Here is a 21,554-nt window from a genome sequence, read left to right on the forward strand (position 1 = left end):
GGCGTGCTCAGTTGCCGACGGTCGTCGCCCGGCGCATGAACAGCAGCAGGAAGTGGAAGAATTCGGCGCGCGGTGCCAGCGCGTGTCCGACCACCTCCCAGCCCTCCTTCTTCGCCTCGCGCGCGTAGGCCGCCGCACCCGTGGCGGGCGTGATCCGGCGCTCGGTGGTCTGGTAGAAGTCCGCCCGTCGCGCCATCTGCTGCTCGAAGCTGGGCGTGGCGAAGCGCGGGTCGGCGTTCATCTGCTCGGGATCGGTGATGAAGTTCAGCGCCAGCACCACGTGCGGCGCCTCCGGGTCGAAGTAGCGGAAGACCGCGGGCATCGCGTCGAAGTGCTCGCAGTAGTCGTAGTAGACGCCGCCGAGGTTGTTGTCGAGCACGATCAGGTCGTAGACGCCGAGCCGCGGATCGCCCTCGTTGAGCATGCGGAAGCTGTCGCCGTGGATCGCGGTGACGTTGGGCGCGAGCTTGCCGGCGAGCTTGGCGTAGTCCTGGTCGATGTCGCACAGGTGCGCGGTCCCGGCCCGGTCGACGTAGCTGTGCGACATGTTGATGCCCGAGCCCGAGAACGGATCGAGGATGCGCGGCCGGTGCAGCGGGAAGCCGTGCGCGGCGCAGTGCCAGAACACGGTGTCCATGTGGAACTGGACCCGCGGGTAGTTGCGCATCGGCGGCAGCATGGTCTGGAGGGTGTTGATGCCGGCGATCGCGGCGCGCCGGGTCCAGAAGTGGAAGTCCTTCGAACTCAGTCCCATGGGGCTCCCCTGCGGTGGGCTGCGGCCGATGGGCATCGGCTGCTACCCGGTTCTACGCGGCGGGGCGCCGGGACCGGCCAGCGCGCCGCGGAGCTCAGCCCGGCAGCAGCGGCAGGCCGAGGCGCAGCGACAGGGCACCCAGGCCTCCGCCGATGAGGAGCGCCGCCAGCACGTCGCTGGGCCAGTGCAGGCCCAGCACCACGCGCGACAGCGCCACCAGGGCCGTGAACGGCAGCAGCAGCCAGGCCAGCTGCGGATAGTGGGCCAGGGCGACGATGCTGAAGGACACCGCATGCAGCGTGTGTCCCGAGGGAAAGCTGAACTCGTCCAGCGGCGCGATCCAGGCGCGGATCCGCACGTCGGCGGCGAACGGCCGCGGACGGCGCGTCCGGCGCTTGAGCGTCGTGTACAGCAGCAGGGCCAGCGCGCCGGTCGCGGCCATGTGTGCCGAGGCGCGCAGGCCGTCGACGCCGTCGGCCAGCACCATCGCCGCCATCAGCAGGTACCAGCCGATCCCGTCGCCCAGCCGGCTGACGGTGGCGAAGACCTGCAGCACGCCGGTCCGTGCGCACCAGGCGTTGGTGCGCAGGCACAGCAGGCGGTCGCCGGCGAGGCGGTCAGGCGAGGGCGGCGTGGGCATCGGCAGGGCTCCCGCGGCGGGCGATGCCGTGCAGCACCGCGTCGAAGTCCGCGGCGACCTGCGCCGGGCGCAGCGACTGCACGGCGGTGCGGGCCGCCGCGCCCATCGCGCGGCGCGACGCGTCCTCGAGCGACAGGCGGCAGGCGGCGGCGATGAAGCCGGCCTCGTCGTGCGGGTCGATGGCGGCGCCGTGCGCGCCATGGCGCAGGTGCTCGGCCGCGGCGCCGTAGCGGAAGGCCACCGTGGCCACCCCGCTGGCCATGGCCTCGATGGTCACGTTGCCGAAGGTCTCCGAGAGGCTCGGGAACAGGAACAGGTCGGCGCTGGCGAAGTGGCGGGCCAGCGCTTCGCCGCGCTGCAGGCCGCAGTGGATGAAGTCGGGGTTGGCCTCGCGGATGGCGGCCATGCCGGGGCCGTCGCCGACCCAGACGAATCGCGCGTCCGGACGCAGGGCCTGCAGCGCGCGGAAGGCGCGGATCGCCAGCTCGAGGTTCTTTTCCGCGGCGACGCGGCCGACGTGGATCACGGCGAGGTCGTCGGGGCCCAGGCCCCAGCGTGCACGCAGCGCCTCGTCGCGGTGGGCGGGATCGAAGCGCCGGGTGTCGACGGCGCGCGCCAGGTGCACGACCCGGCTGAAGGCGAGCGTCTCCAGTTCGGTGCGCAGCTTCCGGGTCGGGACCAGGGTGGCCGCGGAGCGGTTGTGGGAGCGCCGCATCCACGCCAACGCCACCGGCTGCAGCAGGGGCAGGCCGTAGTCGCGCATGTAGTGGTCGAAGCGGGTGTGGAAGCCCGAGGAGACCGGGATGCCGAGGGCGCGTGCGGCGCGCATCGCCGACCAGCCCAGGGGGCCTTCGGTGGCGATGTAGACCGCGTCGGGGCGGTTCCGGCGCCAGCGCCGGCGCAGCCGCGCCGCCGCCGGCAGGCCGAACCGCAGGCCGGCGTACAGCGGCAGCCGCAGTCCGGCGGTCAGCAGCTGGCCATCGCCGCCCGGGTCCTGCCGGTGCTGGCGCGGGCGCACCAGCTCCACCTCGTGGCCGCGGCCGCGTAGGCCCCGCTCCAGCTCGCGCACGGTCAGGGCGACGCCGTTGACTTCGGGCGGATAGGTCTCGGTGACGATGGCGTAGCGCATGGAGGGCTCCGGTTTGACCGAAGCCTGGCGCGCCAGGGTGTCGTCCGTGTGGCGGTTTGACGACGCCCGTGTGACGCGATTACCAGTGCAGCTGGACGCGCGCCTCGAGGATCGACGGATCGTCGTCGATGCGGGCTCCGGTCGCCGGGTCGGTGCGCCGGCTGGCGACGTCGACGTAGTTCAGCATCAGCTTGGTGTTGTTGCGCCAGTACCAGTTGACGCCGACCGTCCAGGCTTCCATGCGGCCCCCGCGCACCGCGCCGTCGTCGAGGTCGAGCTGGTCGTAGCGCAGGCCGAACTGCCACAGGCCGGCGTCGGCGACGCTGGTGCGCGGCAGGCCGCCGCGGTAGCCCCAGGTGCCACCGCCGGGCGTCCACAGGGCGCTGGCGTAGCCGCCGCTGGCGTCATAGCCGGGATTGCCGATGCGGTCGGCGCTGGCCAGGAAGTACTCGCCCTGCAGCTTGAGCGGACCGCTGATCCACATCGCCTCCACGCCGGTGGTCGCCAGGCGGTCGACGTCGGCCAGGGCACCGCTGTCGACCATGCGCACGGCCGCCATGTCGGCGTTCGGGCGCGCGCGCAGGCGCAGCGCATCGGCCTCGGTGTCGCGGTCGACGTGGCTCAGGCCCAGGTGCAGCACGCGGCCGTCCTCACGCACCGGCGCCCACCAGCCGCGCGCGCCATAGCCGGCGCCGCCCGCGTCGTCGTCGAGGTTGCGGCCAAACCAGCTGACGGTGGCGCCGTGGTCCTCGGCGTCATAGCCCCACGAGGCGCCGAGGCGGCGGCCGGTGGCGAAGGTGCTGGTGGCCGCGGCCTTGGCGATGAAGTCGTTGTTGCGCGACGAGGACAGCTCCTCGAGGCTGTTGGGCTGCTTGGACTGGCCGAACAGCAGGGTGTGCTTCGGCGCACCGTCGCCGCCGAACGACCAGGTCAGGTTGTTGTCGAGGTAGGTCTCGTTGTAGACGTCGTAGCCGAGCACCCAGCCGAGGCCGCCGGGGCCGCTGCCCTTGAGCGCCAGCTCGAACCGGCGCACGCCGGTGGCGCGGTCACGGCCGTCCGGGCGCGCGTCGAGGTCGAGCACGTCGTTGTCGAACCAGTAGCCGTCGACCTGGAACATGCCCTCGAACGCCACGTCGGAGCCCGCGACCGTGCCCAGCGGCACCTCGGCGTGGGCGGGCACCAGGCAGGCGGCGGCAAGGAGAGCGATGGGCGGCAACAGGAATTTCATGGGATCGTCGCGGGACTGTCATGCGGGGGACCGTGAAGTCTAGCGTGCGCGCCGGTGACGGCCCGGGGACGGTGCGTCCCATCGCGGGGCGGCTTGCAGCGCGTTCAGTGGGATCCGGGGGCCTCGATGAGCCGGCTGAGCCCGCCCGGCGCGTCCTGGAAGCCATGGGCCACCAGCGCTGCCCGCAGCACTGGATCGTCGCTCCGCGCCAGCGCCTGCAGCGAGCGGCGGCCGTCCGCCTCCACGGTCAGGGTGGCTTCGAGCCACAGCGGGCCGGCCGCGTCCTCGGGCAGGAGTGCGAGCCGGCCGACGGCGCCATCGCAGGCCGGCGTTCCCGCCAGCCGCAGCGGCGGCAGCACATCGCCCGGCACCGCCACGTCCACCCGCACCCGGCCGCCGGCCTCGCGGCAGCCGCCGGCGTCGAACAGCAGGCGCGCATCCTCCAGCGATGCGCGCAGCCCAAGACCCGACACGGCGGGCAGCGGCAGCAGGCCGTTGGCGCCGGACACGCCGCGCACCGGGCCGGCATGCAGCGACAGCGACGCCTGCGGGGTCCGCAGCCGGATGCGCTGGCGCCCCGCCAGCAGCGGCAGCGGCGACAGGCCTGTGCGCACGTCGCCCAGCGCGATGCCATGCCACCGCGCTTGGCGCAGGCGCCCCCGCCACACGCTCCCGTCGACGCCGGCAGCGGACAAGCCGGGCGGCAGCCCGAGCTGCGTCACCGCAAGCTGCAGCGGCGCAGCAAGCAGCATCGCGACGGCGAAGGCGCCGGCGAACCACAGGGCCAGGCCGCGCGCGCTCACCGCGCAGCCCCGCCGCCGAATCCGACCTCGGCGCGCAGCTGGCCGTCCGCGCGTTCCACGCGCAGCGTCGAAGGCGCCACACCCCGCGCCTCGACCAGCCCACCCAGCCAGCCGAACAGCGCCGGCGACGCCGCGCGGTCGAATTCGACGACGAAGGCGCCCTCGGCGGTGGTGCGCTGGCGGCCGGGCGCCAGGCCGGCGTCACGCGCGCTGTCGAGGACCAGGCGCTGCAGCGCTTCGCCGCCGGGGGCCGCGCTGCGCGCGCCGCCGTGCCCGCCAAGGGCCGCGACGTCCGCCTCGACGGCCTGCAGCGCCGCCGCGGCGTGGTCATGGCGTGCCTCGGCCGCGTCGTACAGGCTGCGCAGCGGCCACAGCAGGCCGTACCACCAGGCGAAGCAGGCCAGCAGCGCCGCCATGAGCGCGAGCATGGCGCGCTCGCGCGGTTCGCGGGCCTGCCACCAGCGGCGCAGGCGGACCACGGTGTCGTTCATGCCGCAGGCTCCAGGACCAGGCCGGTGTGCAGGCCGCCGGCGACGTCGACGCTGCCGCCTTCCACCAGCTCCCAGCCGTCGCCACGCAGGAAGCCGCGCAGGGCTTCGAGGTCCCTGGCATCGCGATGGAACAGCAGGGCACGCAGGCGGTCGCCGCGCGCGTACTCGAGCTCGACGAGGTGCGTGCCGGGGCGCGCCGCCACCGCCGCAAACAGCGCACCGGAGGCGGCGGCGAACGCGCGCGGCTCGCGCACGGCGCGCAGGCGCCCGGCCTGGCCGTCGGACGTGCCCGCCGTGGCCGCGCCGCCCTGGACCGCCGGCAACGCGGCGTCCAGCACCGCGACGGCGCGTGACTCCAGGGCGCGCGCGGCCAGCTCGAGCCGCAGCGCCTGGGCCGCGACCAGCAGCAGCGGCGAGGCGGCCAGGGCCACGGCCAGCCAGGCCAGCCGCCGCCCGGAGGGGCGGCGACCGGCAGCCGCGGGTGCGAAGTCGCCCTGCAGCAGGTCCAACGGCGGCTGCAGGGCGCGGGCGGCGAGCTGTTCCAAGCCACCGTCGAAGTGCGACGGTTCGCGGTCGCCCAGCACCCGGCGGGCGAGCCCGGGCTCGGCGCTGAAGGCCAGGCCGTCGCCGCGGACCAGCCAGCGGTCGCCGGCGTCGAACAGGTGCACGGCGCCTGCATCCGGATCGGGCAGGAGCAGCGCTTCCGGCACCGCCGCGTCCGGCCGCAGGCCGAAGGCGGCCGCCTGCGCCAGCCAGCCGCGCAGGCTGTCGGCCTCGACGGCGGCGACGGTCCGCAGCGCGGCACCGTGGTCGGCATCCAGCACGACGTGCAGCGCGACGGGGCGCGCGAGCCTGCCCGCCAGCAGCGCACGGGCGGCGGCCAGGGCCTGCGCCTCGCTGTGCGCGGCCAGCGGCAGCTGCTCGATGCGCACCGGTCCGCCGGGCACGACCAGCACGGTGCGCCGCGCATCCGGCGCATCGGGCGCGGCCGTGCCCGGTGGCAGCGTCGCCTGCGCGCGCACGCGGCCGCCGTCGTCCAGGTCCAGCAGGCGGGCGTCGTCCGCGCCGTCGGGCGGGAGGAACAGGATGCGGGTGCTCATTCGTCGTGTGTCCAGCGGCGCGCCACCAGGCGCGCGGGGCCTTGGGAGTCGCGGTCGAACAGCGCGCTCAGCACCACTTCGGCGCCGGCATGCTCGACCCGGGTTTCGAGCGCGAACCAGCGTGTGCGCAGGCTGATCTGCTGCAGCGCATGGTCGGGCAGGCCGGCGGCGCGGATCGCGGGCTGCGCCGCGAAGGCCTGCAGGTCCGGCCAGCCCCCGGCCGGGCGCGCGGCCAGCACGCGCCGGGCCGCCGCCGTGTCCAGCCGGTTGTCGCCCAGCATCGCCAGCAGCACCGCATCGCCGTCTTCCAGCGTATTGACGTTGATCGGCGACAGCGCCGCCTCGGGCTGGGCGCAGACGTGCGGGCGCAGCCGCGCATAGGCGGCGGCATCGTGGGCGGCGATGGCGCGCAGTTCGCTGGCCTCGGCCAGCAGCGCGCCCGACGTGCGGTCGCCCGGGCTGCGTGCGGCATAGGCCGGATCCTCGGCGCCGGCGCGGCCCGGGTGCGGGTCCTGGTCGATCCAGTCGACCAGCGCGTCGGCCATCGCGTTGGCCCTGGCGCTGTCGAATTCCAGCGCCTCCAGCAGGGCCAGGTATTGCTGCACGCCGGCCTCGCGCCGGCGCCACTGGCCCGGCGCGCCCTCGACCACGCTGTTGAGGTTGAAGCAGGCGCTGGCGTCGTCGAGCCGCACCTGCATCACGCCGCCGTCGATCGGGAACAGGAAGGGTCGCCCGTTCCAGCCGCCAGCGAGGGTGGTCCGGCCGTCGCGGTCGAGCTGGTGGATGCGGGCGCGGGCGAGCTGCTCGCTGCCCAGCGCGTACCACTGCGCCTGCGCCAGTGCCTGCGCGTTGCCGGTACGGCGCAGCGCGAAGCGAATGTCGTCCATGACCGCGACCAGCAGCACGGTCATCACCGCGACCAGCAGGAGCACGGTCAGCAGGGCCGCGCCGGACTGGGCCGCGCGACGCGGTGCGCGGCGGCGCGCAAGGCGCCGGCGATTGGATGGCCGCGGAGCCGGGGTGCGGGTCATGGCGCCATCCCCGGCAGCAGGAAGCGCTGGCGGACCCGGCCGACCGACTCGAGTTGGAGCTCCAGTTCCACCGCTTCGGGCAGCGTGGTTGCGCCGCCGCGCCAGCCGTCGTTCCAGGCCCGGTCGGTGAAGTAGGCCACGCGCGCGGCGGTGATGCCGTCCAGCAGGACGCGCGCAGCCGGCGCGGTGGCACCGTCGAGCGATGCGCGCGCGCTCCGCTCCAGGCGGCCATCGGCGATGTGGTATTCGACGTATTCCAGCGAGGCGCGCGCCGCGCCGTCCGGGTTCTCGTGGCCGCGGCGGACGAAGGCGAACAGCGGTCCGGCCTCGCCGGGCCGTCCGCCGATGAAGGCATGGCGCCCGGCGCTGCCGTCCGCGCGGCGCACCAGACGCACGGCGGCCTGCGAGAGGTCGGTGCGCAGGAGCGCGCGCGCGCGCTGCAGCTCGCCCAGCCGGTCCATGCGCTCGCGCAGCACGCCCTGGCTGTCGGCGGCGTAGGCCATCACGGCGACGCCGGCCGCGGCGATCAGGCCGAAGATCGCCAACGACGCCATGACCTCAAGCAGGGTGAAGCCGCCGGCCTGCCTCATTGCGGCATGCTCCGGAACAGCGACACCTCGGCCGCCACCCGTGACTCGCCGGGCGGCGACACGCGGATGTCGACGCGCAGCAGCTCCGGGTCGGCGGTCGCGGCGGTGGTGCGGGTCCAGCGCCAGTCGCGGCCGCCGGCGTCCTCGTGGCCTTCGGCATCCGGACCCAGTTCGCGCAGGTCGACCACGGCGGCTTCGACCGCGACGCTGTCGGCGACGATGGCGGCCAGCACGCGCTCCTCGATCGCCACCGCCGTGCGCGTGCTTTCGCCGGCCAGGTTGAGCAGGCCGAGCACGGCCAGCGCGAACACCACCAGGGCGACGAGCATCTCGATCAGGGAGAAGCCGGCGCCGTGGCGGCCGCCGCGCTCGCCGCACGAACGCCCGCCGCACGAACGCGCGCCGGCGTCAGCGATGCTGGCCATCGACCTTCACCACGCCGCCGCCGTCGACCGAGACCCGCACGCGCTCGCCGTCGCGCAGCAGCACCAGGGCGGCTGGCGTGGCCGCGCCGGTGGGATCGAAGCGGATCGCCAGCGGCGCATCGCGCCGGGCCAGCTGCGGCCGGGTGCCCCGCGTCCAGTCCACGGCGGCGAAGGCGCGGCCGTCGATGGGCTGCCAGCCCTCGAAGCGGCGGCGCGAGAAGCCGTAGCCGCGCGCGGTCACCGCGACCTCCACCGCGCGCATGCCGAGGATGGCTTCGTCGCGTGCGTGGCCCAGGCGGGCGGCGAACCTGTCGGCGTCCTTCCGCAGCATGTCGTCACCGGTGGGCAGGGTCAGCGCCACGGCCGCGCCGGCCAGGCCGATGACGACCAGGGTCACCATCAGCTCGACCAGGGTGAAGCCACGCGCGCGCCGCATGCTCCGGCCTCAGCGCCAGTTGCCGATGTCGGCGCCGTCGCCGTCGCCGCCCTCGGCCACGTCGGCGCCGAAGGAGTAGACATCGAAGCCGCCGCTGCGGCCGGGCTGGCGGTACTGGTAGGCCTGGCCCCACGGATCCTCCGGCAGGCGGCGGATGTAGCCGCCCTTGCGGTAGCGCTCCGGCCGCGCGAGGCCCGATGGCGCCGTCAGCAGTGCGTCCAGCCCCTGCGCGGTGGTCGGGTAGGCCATGTTGTCGAGCCGGTAGGTCTCCAGCGCCTGCTCGAGCACCGAGATGTCGGCGCGCGCCTTTTCGGCCATCGCGCGGTCCTGGCTGGGCATGACGTTGATCATCACCACCGTCGACAGCAGGCCGATGATCACGATCGCGACCATCAGTTCGACCAGGGTGAAGCCGGCACCGCGATGACGGCCCGCGCGCGTGGCGTGGTGGCGACGCAGGCGGGATGCAAGAAGGAAGGGGTGGGTGCGGTGGTGCATGTCGGCCTCCGGTCAGCCGGCCACGAGGGCGTTGAACTGCAGGATCGGCAGCAGGATGGCCAGCACGATCACCGCCACCATCGCGCCCAGCACGATGATGATCAGGGGTTCGAGCAGGCTCATCGCCGCCGTGGTGAAGGTGTTGAACTCGCGTTCGAGGTAGTCGGCGGCGCGGTCGAGCATCGGCGCCAGGCGCCCGCTGTCCTCGCCGCTGGTGGCCATGTACAGCAGGGTCGGCGGGAACACCGCGGCGCGCTTCATCGCGCCCGACAGGCTGCCGCCCTCGCGGATGACCTCGACCATCGACTCGGTGGCCTCGCGCAGCACGCTGTTGCCGACGGTGCGCGCGGTGATCGCCAGGCCCTCGATCAGCGGCAGGCCGCTGTCGGACATGGTGGCCAGCGTGCGTGCCATGCGCGCGGCGTGGACGTCGCGCAGCAGCCGGCCGAGCAGCGGCAGGCGCAGCAGCGCGGCATCGAACCGGCGACGCAGTGCCGGCCTGCGCAGCAGCCGCGATGCCGTGATCGCGGCGGCGGCCAGCAGCACGGCCATCGGCAGCCACCACGTGGAGAGAAGTTCGGAGAAGCCGATCACGATCCGGGTCAGCAGCGGCAGCTCGCGGCCCATGGACTCGAACTGCTCCACCACCTTCGGCACCACGAAGACCATCAGCGCGATCACCACCAGCACCGCGGTCACCGCCAGCGCCGCCGGGTACACCAGCGCCGAGACCAGCTTGCCGCGCACCTGCTGGTCGCGCTCGTGCAGGTCGGCCAGGCGCTCGAGGATCGCGGGAAGCGCTCCGGTGCCTTCGCCGGCGGCGACCATCGCCCGGTACAGCGGCGGGAAGGCGCGGGGCTCGCGCGCCATGGCATCGGACAGGCGGAAGCCCTCGACCACGCGGGCGTGGGTGGCCATGACCACGCGCCGTACCGCCGGGCGTTCGGACTGGCTGCCGATGGTGCGCAGCGCTTCCTCCAGCGGCGCCACCGCCACCAGCGTCGCGAGCTGGCGCGTGAGCAGGGTCAGGTCCCTGGCGCGGAAGCGGCCGCCGCCGCGCGAGACCTGCTCCGCGCGCACGGTGGCCGGCTCCACGCGCACCGGCAGCAGCCGGCGGCCTTCCAGCAGGCGCCGCGCCTCGGCGGCGTTGCCGGCGTCGATCACGCCGTCGCGGCTGCGCCCCTGCATGTCGAGCGCGGAATACTCAAACGCCGCCATGGTCCTTCAGCTCCTGGCGGGTGACGCGCATGGCTTCCTCGAGCGTGGTCTCGCCGCGCAGCACGGCGGCGCGGGCGGCATCGCCCAGGCGCTGGCCGCCCGCGAAGGCCGCCGCGGCCAAGGCGTCTTCATCGGCGTTGGCACCGATCAGCTGGCGCATGCGCTCGTCGATCTGCAGCGCTTCGTGGATGCCCAGGCGTCCGGCGTAGCCGGTGTAGCTGCACTGCGCGCAGCCCGCGGCGCGGTAGAGCGTGGCTTGGATGTCGATGCAGGCGTCGGCATCGACATCGGCGTTGACGTCGGCGTCGGCGTCGGCCACGGACACGACGCGATAGGCGTCGGAGCCGGCACCGAGAAGTCGCAGTGCGCTGGTGCGGCCCTCGTCGGTGACGGGTTCGCGACACGCCGTGCACAGCCGCCGCAGCAGCCGCTGCGCCACCACAAGCCGCAGGCTCGACGCGAGCAGGAAAGGTTCGATGCCCATGTCCCGCAATCGCGTCACCGCGCCCGGCGCGTCGTTGGTGTGCACGGTCGACAGCACCAGGTGGCCGGTCAGGCTCGCCTGCACCGCGATCTGCGCGGTCTCGGGATCGCGCACCTCGCCGACCATCACCACGTCCGGATCCTGGCGCAGGATGGCGCGCAGCCCGGTGGCGAAGCTCATGCCCACGCGCGCGTTGACCTGGGTCTGGCCGACGCCGTCGATGGCGTATTCGACCGGGTCCTCGACGGTGAGGATGTTGCGGCGGCCGTCGTTGAGCGAGGCCAGCGCCGAATACAGCGTCGTGGTCTTGCCGGCGCCGGTGGGGCCGGTCACCAGCACGATGCCGTTGGGCTGCCGCAGCGCGCGCTGCAACGCTTCCAGCACGTGTGGCTGCATCCCGAGACCCTCGAGCGTCAGCGTGCCCTGGTCCTTGTCGAGGATGCGCATCACCACGCGCTCGCCGCCGCGCGCGGGCAGGGTGGACACGCGCACGTCCAGCGCCTTGCTGCCCATCGTCAGGCCGATGCGGCCGTCCTGCGGCAGGCGCTTCTCGGCGATGTCCAGGCGCGCCATCACCTTCACGCGCGACACCAGCAGCGGGGCGATGCGGCCGGGCAGGCGCAGCGCCTCGCGCATCACGCCGTCCACGCGCATGCGCACGACCAGGCCGGACTCGAAGGGTTCGATGTGGACGTCGGAGGCGCCGATGCGCGCGGCTTCGGCGATCAGGCCGTTGATCAGGCGGATCACCGGCGCGTCGTCCTGCGCGTCGAGCAGGTCGGCGGTGGCGGGGATGTCGCCGGCCAGCGCATCGAGGTCCCCGGGGAGATCCAGTTCGCCGCCGGCGCCGGCCATGGCGGCGTCGGCATAGAGCTCGGACAGGCGGCGGTCGAAGACGCTGCGTGGCAGCACTTCGACGTCGAGCTCCACGCCCAGGCTGCGTCGCGCTTCCAGCAGGGCCACGGGATCGGCGTCCTCGCGCAGGCCCACGTGCGCGCGCGCGCCCAGCGCCAGCAGCACCACGCCCTGGTGCTTGGCGAAGGCGTAGGCGAGTGCGGGAAGAGGTTCGCTCATTCGGGATCGGCGGCGGGAGACGGTGACACCGGCGCGGCGACAGGCGCGGAGAGGGGCGCAGGTGCGGGCGCGGGCATCGCAGGGTCCGGCATCGACGGTGGCGTCGTCCGCAGGTACTCGCGGACCAGCTCGTCCAGCGCGGTCTCGCGCTCGCCCATCACCGGCAGCTGGCCGCGCATGTAGCCGTAGCGCCCGGCGCTCATCGCCTGCGCGTCGGCGGTGCTGCGCACGATGGTCGGGCGGATGAACACCATGAGGTTGGTCTTGTCGCGCGAGCGCGAGCGGTGGCGGAACAGGTGGCCGACGATCGGGATGTCACCCAGCAGCGGGACCTTCGACAGCGTGTTGCGGTCGCTCTGGTCGAGCAGCCCGCCCAGCGCGACGATCTCGCCGTCGTCGACCAGCACCTGCGTCTCGACCTCGCGCTTGTTGAGCACCAGCTCGGAGAAGTCGTCGCTGACCGGCCCGGCGATCGACGACACTTCCTGGCGCAGGGTCAGGGTGATGCCGCCGCCGGCGTTGATCTGCGGCGTGACCTCGAGCTGGATGCCCACGTCCTGGCGCTCGATGGTGCGGAAGGGGTTGGAGTTGTTGTCGCCCAGCACCTCGCCGCTGGTGGTCGGCACTTCCTGGCCGACGAGGATCCGCGCCTCCTCGTTGTCGAGGGTCAGGATCGAGGGCGTGGACAGCAGGTTGGACGCGGTGTCGCTGTTCACCGCGTCGATGATCAGGCCGAAGGTCGCGTTGTCGTTGCTGCCGGCGATGCCGCCGAGCGCACCGTTGATACCCAGCAGCGACTGCACCGCCGCGCGGCGGGCGAGGTCGAGCACGCCGTCATCGTCGCCGTTGCCTGCCCGGCGCTGCTGTTCGGCATACCAGCCGCCAGCCAGCGGCATGATCCCGGTGCCGGCGCCGGGGTGCTGGGTGGCGAGGAAGGGCACGTTGCTGCCTTCCTTGCCCGCCACCAGCAGCTGGGCACCGAGTCGGCGCGCGGCGTTGTCGGAGATCTCGACCACGATCGCCTCCACCAGCACCTGTTCGCGGCGGGTGTCGAGCTGGGTGATGACATCGACCAGCAGCCGCTGGGTCTCGGGGTCGGCGTTGATGATCAGCGCGTTGGAGCCGGGATAGCGCACGATCGTCGGGCGCTTGCCGGGCATCGCGCTGATCACCTGGGCGCTGGTGGTGTCGCCCGCCGCCGCCGTGCCTGCGGCCGCGGAGTCGGCTGCGCCGTCGCCGTCGGGCGACTGGCCGACCAGCTGCTGCAGCACCGGCAGCAGCTGCTCGGCGCTGGCGTGCTGCAGGCGCAACACGCGCACGCCGCTGGTGCGCTCGGCGCGGCGGTCAAGGTCGAGGATGGTCTGCACCACGCGCTGCACGGCGCTCGGCGCGCCACGCACCACGATCGAATTGCTGCCCTCGACGGCCTGGATCGACAGCTGGCCGCCGCGGCCTTCGCCGCCGCCAAACAGCTGGGTGACCGTGGCCGCGACTTCGCGCGCCGAGCTGTTGCGCAGCGTCACGGTGTCGATGCCGGCGGTGTCGCTGTCGATCTGCGCGACCAGGCCGCGGATGCGGCGGATGTTGTCGGCGTAGTCGGCGATCAGCAGCGCGTTGCCCTGGGGCGTCGGCGCCACCACGCCGCCGCGGCCGATCAGCGGCTTGAGGGTCTCGGCGGCGATGCGCGCGTCGACGGTCGACAGCGGCAGCACCTGGGTGGTGAAGGCGGATGCGCCGTAGCCGCCGCCGGGAGACTGCAGCGCTTGGGCGTCGGGCACCACCCGGTACGCGCCGGGGCCGGCGCTCAGCGCGACCAGGCCATTGGCCCGCAGCACCGCGAGCAGCACCCCGAGCAGCTCCGACTCGTCCATGGCGACGTCGCGGGTGATGCTGACGCTGCCCTGCACGGCGGGATCGATGATGAAGGTGGTGCCGGTGGCGCGCGCCACGTCCTGGATGAAGGCGCGGATGTCGGCGTCCTGCGCGGTCACGCCAGCGCCCGACTGGGCGTAGGCCTGGGGGGCGGGATGCGCCGCCAGCGCGAGGACGAGGGCGGCGGCGAGGAATCGCGGGTTCACGGTGTCGGTGCCTGCAGGGTCGCGCTGCGGATCTGGCCGTCGCGGCGGTAGGTGAAGGTGATGGTGGAGGCGCGGCCCAGGGTCTCGGCCAGGGCCGCGTGGCGCTCGGCATCCAGCGCCTCGTTGTTGACCGACAGCAGCACGTCGCCGGCCTGCAGTCCGGCCTGGCGCAGGACGGCGTCGTTGCCGCGCGGAACCACGGTGTAGCCGGCGACGCGGCCGTCGGTCTCCTCCGGACGCAGCCCCATGGCACCCAGCAGTGCCACCGGATCGACTTCGGGCATGGGCGCGTCGGCGACCGGTGCGGCCGACCGCGGCGCGGCGCTCGCTCCGGCGGTCGCCGGCGTGACCGGCGCCCGCACGCGCACCGGCGTTCCCTCCGGCAGCGCGAAGTGCAGCGCATGCCGGCTGCCGCCGTCGTCGAGCAGCACGTGGTCGGCCTGCACCTCCGCCAGCACCACGCCCGGGGCGACTTCCTCGCCGACGGCATGGCTGCGCTGCGGACCGTCACGCAGCGCGAGGATGGCGCTGCCACCGGTCGCCGCGGGGCGGACCGCGAACAGGCGCAGGCCCGAGGTGTCGGCGGGCGTCGTGGCATCGCGCCGGGGATGGAAGGCGTCGATCGACAGGCGCGCGGGGTCGGCGTGCTGTCGGGGGATCGAGTCCGCCGCGGCGGACGCCGGGGGTGCAGGCGGCAGCAGCAGCCACGCCAGGCGCGCGGCCTGGCATGCCAGCAGGACCACGATGACGACTTCGATCGCGCGCACCAGCCTGTCCCGGCCGCCAAGCCTGGCCAGCACGACGTGGGGATCTCGAAGGGCGGAAAGCGTGGGCATGTCCGGTCGTCCTGGCGCGAGGGCCGCGCCGCTGCGACAGCATGCGAACGTTTCGTGACAGGCTGGTTTCAGGTGACACATTGCGGTCGCATGGGCGGCGGCCGCTCCGAGGTGGGGCGCGCGGCCCGCCGCCCGCCATCCGCTCAGAACCCGGTCGAGATGCTGAACGAGTACGAGACGCCCGGGTCGTAGCGCAGCACGTGGATCTTCTGGCCGCCGCCACCCTCGATGTACTCGTCGACCTCGTTGTCGAGGATGTTGCGGGCCGCGAAGCCCAGGGTCACCGGGGTCTCGCCGAAGCGCATGGTCCTGCGCAGCACGAAGTCCAGGGTCAGGCCCGGCTCTTCCATCAGGTCCTGGCGCAGGTTGTTGCCGCGCGCCGAGATGCGCTCGCTGACGTAGTTGGCGATCAGCGTGGCCTGAAGGTCCTTGGCCGTGTTCTCGATGCCGAGCTGGAGGTTGGCGATGTGCTCCGACTGGCCCTGCAGCGCGCTGCCGTCGAGGATCAGGCTGCGCGCCGGCTGGGTGATGCCGGTGCCGCTGTCGAGCGCCACGGTGTCGCCTTCGGCGGCGCTCACTTCGGACTGCGTCCAGGTGTAGTTGGTGGCGAGATACAGGCGGTTGCCGTCCCACCACTCCGCCGCGAACGCCGGGTCGAAGTACTTCCTGAACTCCAGCTCCGCGCCGTAGACCGTGGCCTCGGGCGCGTTGACGAAGGTCTGCCACAGGGCGTCGCCGCCACCGGTGAACATGATCGCCTCGATCGGCTTGTCGATCTGCTTGTGGAACAGGCCGGCGGTGAAGTACTCGCCCGAGCCGAAGAACCATTCGTAGCGGGCGTCGAGGTTGGTCAGCTCGCTGTCGACCAGCCAGGGGTTGCCGTACAGCTGGCGGTCCTTGTCCGGGTCGGTGTACAGCTGCGGCGACAGCTCGCGGAACTGCGGCCGGGCGATGGTCTGCGAGGCTCCGAAGCGGAGCTGGCGGTTGTCGGCGATGTTCCAGGTCAGGGTCAGCGCCGGCAGCACGTAGTCGTTCTCCAGTGGCGCGATTGCGCCGGCGCGGGCGCCGGTGTAGATGTCGTAGGGATGCACCGCCTGGGTGGCGTCCTCGTGGCGGATGCCGAAGGTGCCACGCAGGTTGGGGGTGATCTCGCCCTCCAGCTGCACATAGGTGCCCAGCACCTTGAGGGTCGCGTCGTAGGCGGCCTGGCCGCCCAGGCCCGTGGTCTCCTCGAGTCGCAGCCAGCCCTGGCTCAGGTTGTAGTCGGAGAACAGGTAGTCGGGGCGCTGGTACGGGAAGTGGACGGGCAGCTGGGCGCCGTTGCCGGGGCCGTCGCCGGCGAAGAAGCGGAACTCTCGCGACCAGGCGTTGCGGTCGTTGTCCATGTACGAGGCGCCGGCGGCAAGCGTAAGCTCGCGCTCGACCGGCAGGCGCCAGGTCAGGTCGACGCCGCCGCTGGCGACCTGGTCCTCCACCGCGCTGAAACGGGTGAAGTTCTCCTGGTTGCGCACCGAGTAGGCCCAGTAGCCGTCACCCTCGTCGCGGAAGCCGATCTGCTTCTCGTAGGGCACGTCGCGGGTCGCCCGCGCCCAGGCGCCGCGCCATTCCAGCTTGACGTCGCCGTACTCGCCGAACGCGTGGCTGCCGCTGAGCTGGTGGTTGATCATCTCGCGCTCGAACCAGCGCGTGTCGTCCTCGCGGTAGCCGTAGCCCGAGACGTAGTCCATGCCGGCGCGGCTGCGTGCTTCCTTGATCGTGTCGTGCACGTACAGCGTGGTCAGGTCGACCCGGTGGTTGCCCCGCGCGTAGCCGACGCCGAACAGGCCGTTGACGCGCGCGTTGTTGCGGGTGCTCAGGAACTCGTAGTCCTTGGCATAGGAGAGCGTCTCGGCGTTGTCGCCGAGGAACACGCCCTGCTCCTGGTCGCCGAAGATGGTGCGCCATTCGTTGTCGAAACCGGCCACGGCGATGAGGCCGAGACGCGCGTCGTCGCCCATGTCGCCGGACCAGCCGGCGCTGAAGCCGAAGTTGGCGTCGGGATCGATGCTGTCGTTTTCCTGCAGCAGGTTCAGGCTGGCGTTCTCGAAGCTGCGGCCGATGCGCGCCAGGTCCTCGTTGCCGAAGTTGGTGCGGTCGATGCGCTTGCCGGTGGCGATCGCATCCTGCAGGGCGCGCGGCGTCTTGCGCGTGCCGTCGTCGTAGCCCCAGTAGTCGTCGCCGCCGCCGCCGTAGTAGGTGAGACCCTTCTCGCCAGTGGTCACGCTGTTGCCGCCGCCGCCCACGCTGACCTTCAAGAAGGGCTCGTCGGGGATGTTGAGCGTCCTGAGGTCGACCACGCCGCCACCGAACTCGCCGGGATACCGCGCCGAGTAGGTCTTCTGCACCGTCATCGACTGCAGGGCCTCGGCCGGGAACAGGTCCAGCGGCACCACGCGCTGCATCGGCTCCGGGCTGGGCAGGGGCGATCCGTTGAGCAGCGCCGAAGAATAGCGCTCGCCCAGGCCGCGCACGTAGACGAACCTGTCGCCGACGATGCTCACGCCCGACACGCGCTGCAGGGCATCCGCGGCGTCGGAGTCGCCGGTGCGGACGAAATCCTCGCGGGTGACGAACGAGGCGACCTCGGCGGTCTGCAGCATCGGCTCGGGGATGTACTCGCCACGCACCTCGACGGCGTCGAGTTGCACGGCCTGTCCGGCGCCGACCTGTCCTGGCGCCGACTGCCCGGACGTCGTCGCATCGCTCGCCTGCGCGGCGGCGCTGGCCGCCGACTGCGCGATCGTCGCGTGCACGATCGTGGCCTGGGACGGCACCGTGGCCTGGCCGCCGGGGGCTTCGGGCTGCTGGGCCCATGAGACCTGGCAGGCAAGGAGGGTGGTGATCGCGACGGACAGGCCGCTGCGTGACGGAGTGCGCTTCATAGTGGGACCTTGGGCTGTGCGGGATCGGGGCCGGCGTATACGGGAGGGGCGGCCACGAAGGCCGCCCCTTGCTGGAACATCCGGCCCGGTCAGCAGGGCTTGTCTGCGGTCAGGCCGCAGGTCCAGCCCTGCCACCAGGTGTCGTTCGCGTCCCTGACGCCGCCGATGTAGTCGACCTGCTGCAGGAAGGGGTGCTTGCCCGGCAGATTGGCGGCCGCCGGCACGGCGCTTTCGTTGGCGCCGTTGACGAACACGTTGGTCAGGGTCGAGTTGCCGGCCACGGTGTTGACGCCCGCGGTGAAGGAGGCCTCGGCGGCGGCGTTGTTGAAGGTGTTCGGGCAGGCGAAGAACACCGACTCGAGCACCGCGGTGGTGCCGCGCTCCGGAGTCTCGATGCTGAGGCAGGTGAGGCCCTTGCCCGTGCCGCCCGGCTTGCGGGTGACCACCGTGTTGTAGATCTCCGCGCGCGCGCCGAGGTTCACGGTGAAGCCCGAGCCGTTGCCGCTGCTGCCGCCGGCGCGGCCGACGTAGGTGAAGTTGGCGACGTGCGGGTTGGAGTACTGGGCGGCCGTCAGCGGGATGGTGTTGCTGCTGTTGGTGCCCGACCACTCGTTGAGGTTGTCGCCGGTGCTGTCGCGCTGGACCACGATGCCGAACTGCACGGCGCCGTTCCAGGCCGAGTCGATGTCCAGGCTGTCGTCGCTGGCACCGGTGACCACGATGCGGCGGCCGTTGACCGAGCCGCCGAAGATCTCGATGCCGTCGTCGGAGCTGTTGTGCACCTGGACGTACTCGATCGTGGTGCCGCTGCCGACGCCGCCCATGGTCAGGCCCTGCAGCTCGTTGCCGCCCGAGAAGGCGAAGCCCGAGTAGCGGATCTGCATGTACTGCACCGTGCCCGAGTTGTCGGTGGTCGCGTTGCCGCCGTACATGCCCAGGTCGCCGCCTTCGATGCGGGTCTCGCACTGCGCGGTGCCGGGCTGGAAGTCGCCGATGCAGGTGTTCACCGGCGCTCGGCCGGCGAGCACCAGACCACCCCATTGGCCTTCGGTCTCGTCGCCGGCGCGGCCTTCGACGTCAATCTTCGCGGTCATGATGATCGGCTCGGCAGCGGTGCCCAGCGCGTAGATCTTCGAGCCGCGGTTGACGATCAGCGCGTCGGGGCCGGCCGAGGCGTACAGGGTTACGCCCGGCTCGATGTTGAGGATGCCTTCGCGGGCACCGGCGCGCGGCGTCGCGACGTCACCGCCCATGTCCTCGCCGACGTGGACCGCGCCGTTGATGGCGTAGACGGTGCCGGCCGCCTTGCGCACGGTGAGCTCGCCGATGATGCGCTCGGGCAGTTCGCAGGCGCGGGACTCGGCGATGGTGCCGATGTTGCGGAAGCCGTCGGGGCAGGACGCGGCCGGGCCGGTCGGCGGCGGCGTGGTCGGCGGCGGCTCGGTCGGGGGCGGGTTGCTCGGCGGCGGCGCGGTCGGCGGCGGGAATGCGCCTTCGCCCGGCGAGGCGACGCGGTCGGCACCGCCGCCACAGGCGCTCAGCGCGATCGCCGCGCCGAAGGTCATGACAAGGGTCCTGGAACTGTGGCGCATGGACATCGGTAGGTCTCCGGGAGAAATGGACTGCGGACGCAGCGGTGGAACCGCGGCCGGCGCGCGCCCTGCTGGGCAGCGACCGCTGCGTTCCGGATGAATCGCCGATGGAGACTAGGGGCGGTGCGTGACAGCTTTCTTGCACGCGGATGGCAGCTGCTTTCCGGGCGTCACATGCGACAGGCGCAAGACCGCTGGATGTCGCATGACCGGGAGCCTGCACGCGGGTGCGCCCGTGGTTGCCGGGGGAAAGTGGGTGGCGACGAAGTGGTTTTGCGTGTGTCAGGGCACGACTGGGCGGCCGCTTGTCGGCGCATCCGCGCCGTCCGTCATGAGGGCCGTCGTTTGTAATCGTGCTGTAACCCGCCAGGCGGCCACGCGTAGTGTGATCGGGGCATCACCCACCTGGCGCCTTGCGCGGGAGCTCCATCATGCAGCGGACCACCAATTTCCTTCTTCTCGGGCTTGCCTTGCCCTGTGCCGCGTTCGCATCCGGCGCAGACCTGGCGACGCAGCAGGTCTATACCTACGCGGTCGACCTTGGCGTCGACGGCCGCGTCGCCGAGGTCTCCCCGCACGGGCCCGTGTCCGGCGCGGTGGGTGATGTCCTGGTCCGCGAGGCGCGCGGCTGGGTGTTCAACCCGGGCGCCTCGGGCGACGCCGCAGGCACGCGCACCTACCTGCGCGTGGTGGTCGACGAATCGGCGGATGGCAGCTGGCGCGTGGTCTCCGCCACCACCGGTCCGGCGCTGGCCGCGATGACGCCGCCGGCGTATCCGGTGCGCGACCAGCTCGCCGGCAACGAGGGCATGGTGGTGCTGCGCCTGGAGGTGGCCGCGGACGGCAGCGTGCGCGACGCGGGCGTGCACGCCGCCACCGGCACGGTCTCAAGGACGATGGCGCGCGCGGCCGAGGCCGCCTCGCGCGCGTGGCGTTTCTCGCCGGAGCAGGTGGCCGGCAAGGCGGTTCCGTCGACCCTGCTGTGGCCGGTCTGCTACCTCGGCCCGGCCTCGTCGGTCTCGGCCTGCAGCTGGACCGGCCCTGACGCCCTGCGCTTCTCCAGCAAGACGGTGTTGCCGCTGGACCCGACCGTCACCGTCACCTGGACCGCCGCGCGCTGAGCGCGGTTGCCGGCACGCCGCTCAGCGGGGTTCCGCGTCGCGCGTCTTGTCGGGGAAGGTGCAGAGGTCGCGGATCACGCAGGCCGGGCACTCCGGCCTGCGCGCCTTGCAGACATAGCGCCCGTGCAGGATCAGCCAGTGGTGCGCGTCGTGCAGCCAGCGCGCCGGCACGCGCCTGAGCAGCCGGTCCTCGACCGCGCGCACGTCCTTGCCGTGGGCCAGGCCGGTGCGGTTGGAGACGCGGAAGATGTGCGTGTCCACGGCCATGGTCGGCTGGCCGAAGGCGGTGTTGAGCACGACGTTGGCGGTCTTGCGGCCGACGCCCGGCAGGGCCTCGAGCGCCTCGCGCGTGCGCGGCACCTCGCCGCCGTGGCGCTCGAGCAGCAGCCGGGCCATCGCCACCACGTTCGCGGCCTTGGCGTTGTACAGGCCGATGGTGCTGATGTAGGGCTTGAGGCCGTCCTCGCCGAGCGCGGCGATCGCCGCCGGCGTGTTGGCCACCGGGAACAGCCGGCGCGTCGCCTTGTTGACCCCCACGTCGGTGGACTGCGCCGACAGCGTCACCGCGACCAGCAGCTCGTAGGGCGTGCTGTATTCCAGCTCCGTCCTGGGGCTCGGGTTGAGCTCGGACAGCCGCACGAAGGTTTCTTCGACGTGGGCGTTGGGCATCACCCGGCCGCGCCGCTCGCGCAGCAGGCTCATGCCTGGCCGCCCGCGACACGCGCGCGGGCGCGGGCCAGCGCCGCCGCGGCGGCGGGGGGCAGGGACGGTGCAGTGGGGCTCGCGACGCTTGCGCCAGCCGGCGCCGCCACACCCGCGTCATCCGGTGCCGCCACATCCGCCGCCGGCGCCACCTGCCTGGTCTCGCGTGCGCGGGCCCGGGCCTGCGCGATGCGCTCCAGGCGCTCTGCGCGCGCGCGATGACGCTCGCGTGCCGCCCACGCCGCGAGCAGGCGCTCGCGGGCGTCGGCCAGCGCCCGGTTCTCGTCTGCTGTCAGCCCGGGCAGCGGCGCGAAGGCCGGCAGGCGCGCGGCGATCGCGGCGTCGACGTCGTCGGCGCGCAGAAGCGCCAGGATCCGCCGGGCCCGTGTCGCGTCCACGGCGG

General features: G+C 73.0%; 21 protein-coding genes. 1 reads left to right on the forward strand and 20 read right to left on the reverse strand.

Annotated features, from left to right (window positions below; genetic code table 11):
* Nucleotides 1–7: 7 nt before the first annotated feature.
* The 18 genes from JGR68_RS04610 to JGR68_RS04695 all read right to left on the reverse strand — a co-directional run bounded on the left by JGR68_RS04610 (nucleotide 8) and on the right by JGR68_RS04695 (nucleotide 19,334).
* A complete protein-coding gene (locus JGR68_RS04610; RefSeq protein ID WP_199361175.1) occupies nucleotides 8–754 on the reverse strand; it encodes a class I SAM-dependent methyltransferase in 747 nt (248 codons plus the stop codon).
* Nucleotides 755–848: 94 nt separating this feature from the next.
* The gene (locus JGR68_RS04615; protein WP_199361177.1) at nucleotides 849–1,394 is read right to left on the reverse strand and encodes a phosphatase PAP2 family protein; all 546 of its coding nucleotides are present in this window, start codon (nucleotides 1,392–1,394) and stop codon (nucleotides 849–851) included.
* Nucleotides 1,372–2,523, reverse strand: a complete 1,152-nt coding sequence (locus tag JGR68_RS04620) for a glycosyltransferase family 1 protein (protein WP_199361180.1) — start codon at nucleotides 2,521–2,523, stop codon at nucleotides 1,372–1,374. The genes JGR68_RS04615 and JGR68_RS04620 overlap by 23 nt, the downstream gene beginning before the upstream one ends.
* Nucleotides 2,524–2,602: 79 nt before the next feature.
* Complete coding sequence (locus JGR68_RS04625) at nucleotides 2,603–3,751, reverse strand: porin (protein ID WP_199361182.1); 1,149 nt, start codon at nucleotides 3,749–3,751, stop codon at nucleotides 2,603–2,605.
* A gap of 104 nt (nucleotides 3,752–3,855) precedes the next feature.
* Nucleotides 3,856–4,554, reverse strand: coding sequence for a type II secretion system protein N (gene gspN, locus JGR68_RS04630; protein ID WP_199361184.1), 699 nt, complete (start codon nucleotides 4,552–4,554; stop codon nucleotides 3,856–3,858).
* On the reverse strand, nucleotides 4,551–5,045 hold the full coding sequence (gene gspM / locus JGR68_RS04635) for a type II secretion system protein GspM (protein WP_199361186.1): 495 nt from the start codon (nucleotides 5,043–5,045) through the stop codon (nucleotides 4,551–4,553). Before gspM ends, gspN begins: the two co-directional genes overlap by 4 nt.
* Complete coding sequence (gene gspL / locus JGR68_RS04640) at nucleotides 5,042–6,145, reverse strand: type II secretion system protein GspL (RefSeq protein ID WP_199361188.1); 1,104 nt, start codon at nucleotides 6,143–6,145, stop codon at nucleotides 5,042–5,044. The genes gspM and gspL overlap by 4 nt, the downstream gene beginning before the upstream one ends.
* Entirely contained in the window at nucleotides 6,142–7,176 is a 1,035-nt protein-coding gene (gspK, locus tag JGR68_RS04645) for a type II secretion system minor pseudopilin GspK (protein ID WP_199361190.1), read from the reverse strand. Before gspK ends, gspL begins: the two co-directional genes overlap by 4 nt.
* The gene (gene gspJ, locus JGR68_RS04650; RefSeq protein ID WP_199361192.1) at nucleotides 7,173–7,766 is read right to left on the reverse strand and encodes a type II secretion system minor pseudopilin GspJ; all 594 of its coding nucleotides are present in this window, start codon (nucleotides 7,764–7,766) and stop codon (nucleotides 7,173–7,175) included. Before gspJ ends, gspK begins: the two co-directional genes overlap by 4 nt.
* Nucleotides 7,763–8,191, reverse strand: coding sequence for a type II secretion system minor pseudopilin GspI (gspI, locus tag JGR68_RS04655; RefSeq protein ID WP_199361195.1), 429 nt, complete (start codon nucleotides 8,189–8,191; stop codon nucleotides 7,763–7,765). The genes gspJ and gspI overlap by 4 nt, the downstream gene beginning before the upstream one ends.
* Nucleotides 8,175–8,627 (reverse strand): GspH/FimT family pseudopilin, encoded by a 453-nt coding sequence (locus JGR68_RS04660; protein WP_199361652.1) that lies wholly within the window; start codon nucleotides 8,625–8,627, stop codon nucleotides 8,175–8,177. The genes gspI and JGR68_RS04660 overlap by 17 nt, the downstream gene beginning before the upstream one ends.
* A gap of 9 nt (nucleotides 8,628–8,636) precedes the next feature.
* On the reverse strand, nucleotides 8,637–9,125 hold the full coding sequence (gene gspG, locus JGR68_RS04665) for a type II secretion system major pseudopilin GspG (RefSeq protein WP_199361197.1): 489 nt from the start codon (nucleotides 9,123–9,125) through the stop codon (nucleotides 8,637–8,639).
* A gap of 12 nt (nucleotides 9,126–9,137) precedes the next feature.
* Nucleotides 9,138–10,343, reverse strand: coding sequence for a type II secretion system inner membrane protein GspF (gene gspF, locus JGR68_RS04670; protein ID WP_199361199.1), 1,206 nt, complete (start codon nucleotides 10,341–10,343; stop codon nucleotides 9,138–9,140).
* A complete protein-coding gene (locus tag JGR68_RS04675; protein ID WP_199361201.1) occupies nucleotides 10,330–11,901 on the reverse strand; it encodes an ATPase, T2SS/T4P/T4SS family in 1,572 nt (523 codons plus the stop codon). Before JGR68_RS04675 ends, gspF begins: the two co-directional genes overlap by 14 nt.
* Nucleotides 11,898–13,979: a type II secretion system secretin GspD gene (gene gspD / locus JGR68_RS04680; RefSeq protein ID WP_199361204.1), complete on the reverse strand. Its 2,082-nt coding sequence runs from the start codon at nucleotides 13,977–13,979 to the stop codon at nucleotides 11,898–11,900. Before gspD ends, JGR68_RS04675 begins: the two co-directional genes overlap by 4 nt.
* Nucleotides 13,976–14,815, reverse strand: coding sequence for a type II secretion system protein N (locus JGR68_RS04685; protein WP_199361206.1), 840 nt, complete (start codon nucleotides 14,813–14,815; stop codon nucleotides 13,976–13,978). The genes gspD and JGR68_RS04685 overlap by 4 nt, the downstream gene beginning before the upstream one ends.
* Before the next feature lie 143 nt (nucleotides 14,816–14,958).
* On the reverse strand, nucleotides 14,959–17,736 hold the full coding sequence (locus JGR68_RS04690) for a TonB-dependent receptor (protein WP_199361208.1): 2,778 nt from the start codon (nucleotides 17,734–17,736) through the stop codon (nucleotides 14,959–14,961).
* A gap of 89 nt (nucleotides 17,737–17,825) precedes the next feature.
* Entirely contained in the window at nucleotides 17,826–19,334 is a 1,509-nt protein-coding gene (locus tag JGR68_RS04695; RefSeq protein WP_199361210.1) for a hypothetical protein, read from the reverse strand.
* Nucleotides 19,335–19,759: 425 nt separating this feature from the next.
* Here JGR68_RS04695 and JGR68_RS04700 point away from each other — a divergent pair, with 425 nt between their 5' ends.
* Nucleotides 19,760–20,449: a TonB family protein gene (locus JGR68_RS04700; protein ID WP_199361212.1), complete on the forward strand. Its 690-nt coding sequence runs from the start codon at nucleotides 19,760–19,762 to the stop codon at nucleotides 20,447–20,449.
* Nucleotides 20,450–20,470: 21 nt separating this feature from the next.
* Here the strand turns inward: JGR68_RS04700 and nth are convergent, their stop codons facing one another.
* Complete coding sequence (gene nth, locus JGR68_RS04705; RefSeq protein ID WP_199361214.1) at nucleotides 20,471–21,151, reverse strand: endonuclease III; 681 nt, start codon at nucleotides 21,149–21,151, stop codon at nucleotides 20,471–20,473.
* Nucleotides 21,148–21,549, reverse strand: a complete 402-nt coding sequence (locus JGR68_RS04710) for a hypothetical protein (RefSeq protein ID WP_199361216.1) — start codon at nucleotides 21,547–21,549, stop codon at nucleotides 21,148–21,150. Before JGR68_RS04710 ends, nth begins: the two co-directional genes overlap by 4 nt.
* Nucleotides 21,550–21,554: the final 5 nt, after the last annotated feature.

This window comes from Luteimonas sp. MC1750, assembly GCF_016615955.1.
Taxonomy (GTDB): domain Bacteria; phylum Pseudomonadota; class Gammaproteobacteria; order Xanthomonadales; family Xanthomonadaceae; genus Luteimonas.

Bases quoted from the DNA above. Each gene is read 5' to 3' on its own strand.
- JGR68_RS04610 (WP_199361175.1), bottom strand. From the start codon at position 754: ATGGGACTGAGTTCGAAGGACTTCCACTTCTGGACCCGGCGCGCCGCG.
- JGR68_RS04615 (WP_199361177.1), bottom strand. From the start codon at position 1,394: ATGCCCACGCCGCCCTCGCCTGACCGCCTCGCCGGCGACCGCCTGCTG.
- JGR68_RS04620 (WP_199361180.1), bottom strand. From the start codon at position 2,523: ATGCGCTACGCCATCGTCACCGAGACCTATCCGCCCGAAGTCAACGGC.
- JGR68_RS04625 (WP_199361182.1), bottom strand. From the start codon at position 3,751: ATGAAATTCCTGTTGCCGCCCATCGCTCTCCTTGCCGCCGCCTGCCTG.
- gspM (WP_199361186.1), bottom strand. From the start codon at position 5,045: ATGAACGACACCGTGGTCCGCCTGCGCCGCTGGTGGCAGGCCCGCGAA.
- gspL (WP_199361188.1), bottom strand. From the start codon at position 6,145: ATGAGCACCCGCATCCTGTTCCTCCCGCCCGACGGCGCGGACGACGCC.
- gspK (WP_199361190.1), bottom strand. From the start codon at position 7,176: ATGACCCGCACCCCGGCTCCGCGGCCATCCAATCGCCGGCGCCTTGCG.
- gspJ (WP_199361192.1), bottom strand. From the start codon at position 7,766: ATGAGGCAGGCCGGCGGCTTCACCCTGCTTGAGGTCATGGCGTCGTTG.
- gspI (WP_199361195.1), bottom strand. From the start codon at position 8,191: ATGGCCAGCATCGCTGACGCCGGCGCGCGTTCGTGCGGCGGGCGTTCG.
- JGR68_RS04660 (WP_199361652.1), bottom strand. From the start codon at position 8,627: ATGCGGCGCGCGCGTGGCTTCACCCTGGTCGAGCTGATGGTGACCCTG.
- gspG (WP_199361197.1), bottom strand. From the start codon at position 9,125: ATGCACCACCGCACCCACCCCTTCCTTCTTGCATCCCGCCTGCGTCGC.
- gspF (WP_199361199.1), bottom strand. From the start codon at position 10,343: ATGGCGGCGTTTGAGTATTCCGCGCTCGACATGCAGGGGCGCAGCCGC.
- JGR68_RS04675 (WP_199361201.1), bottom strand. From the start codon at position 11,901: ATGAGCGAACCTCTTCCCGCACTCGCCTACGCCTTCGCCAAGCACCAG.
- JGR68_RS04685 (WP_199361206.1), bottom strand. From the start codon at position 14,815: ATGCCCACGCTTTCCGCCCTTCGAGATCCCCACGTCGTGCTGGCCAGG.
- JGR68_RS04690 (WP_199361208.1), bottom strand. From the start codon at position 17,736: ATGAAGCGCACTCCGTCACGCAGCGGCCTGTCCGTCGCGATCACCACC.
- JGR68_RS04695 (WP_199361210.1), bottom strand. From the start codon at position 19,334: ATGTCCATGCGCCACAGTTCCAGGACCCTTGTCATGACCTTCGGCGCG.
- JGR68_RS04700 (WP_199361212.1), top strand. From the start codon at position 19,760: ATGCAGCGGACCACCAATTTCCTTCTTCTCGGGCTTGCCTTGCCCTGT.
- nth (WP_199361214.1), bottom strand. From the start codon at position 21,151: ATGAGCCTGCTGCGCGAGCGGCGCGGCCGGGTGATGCCCAACGCCCAC.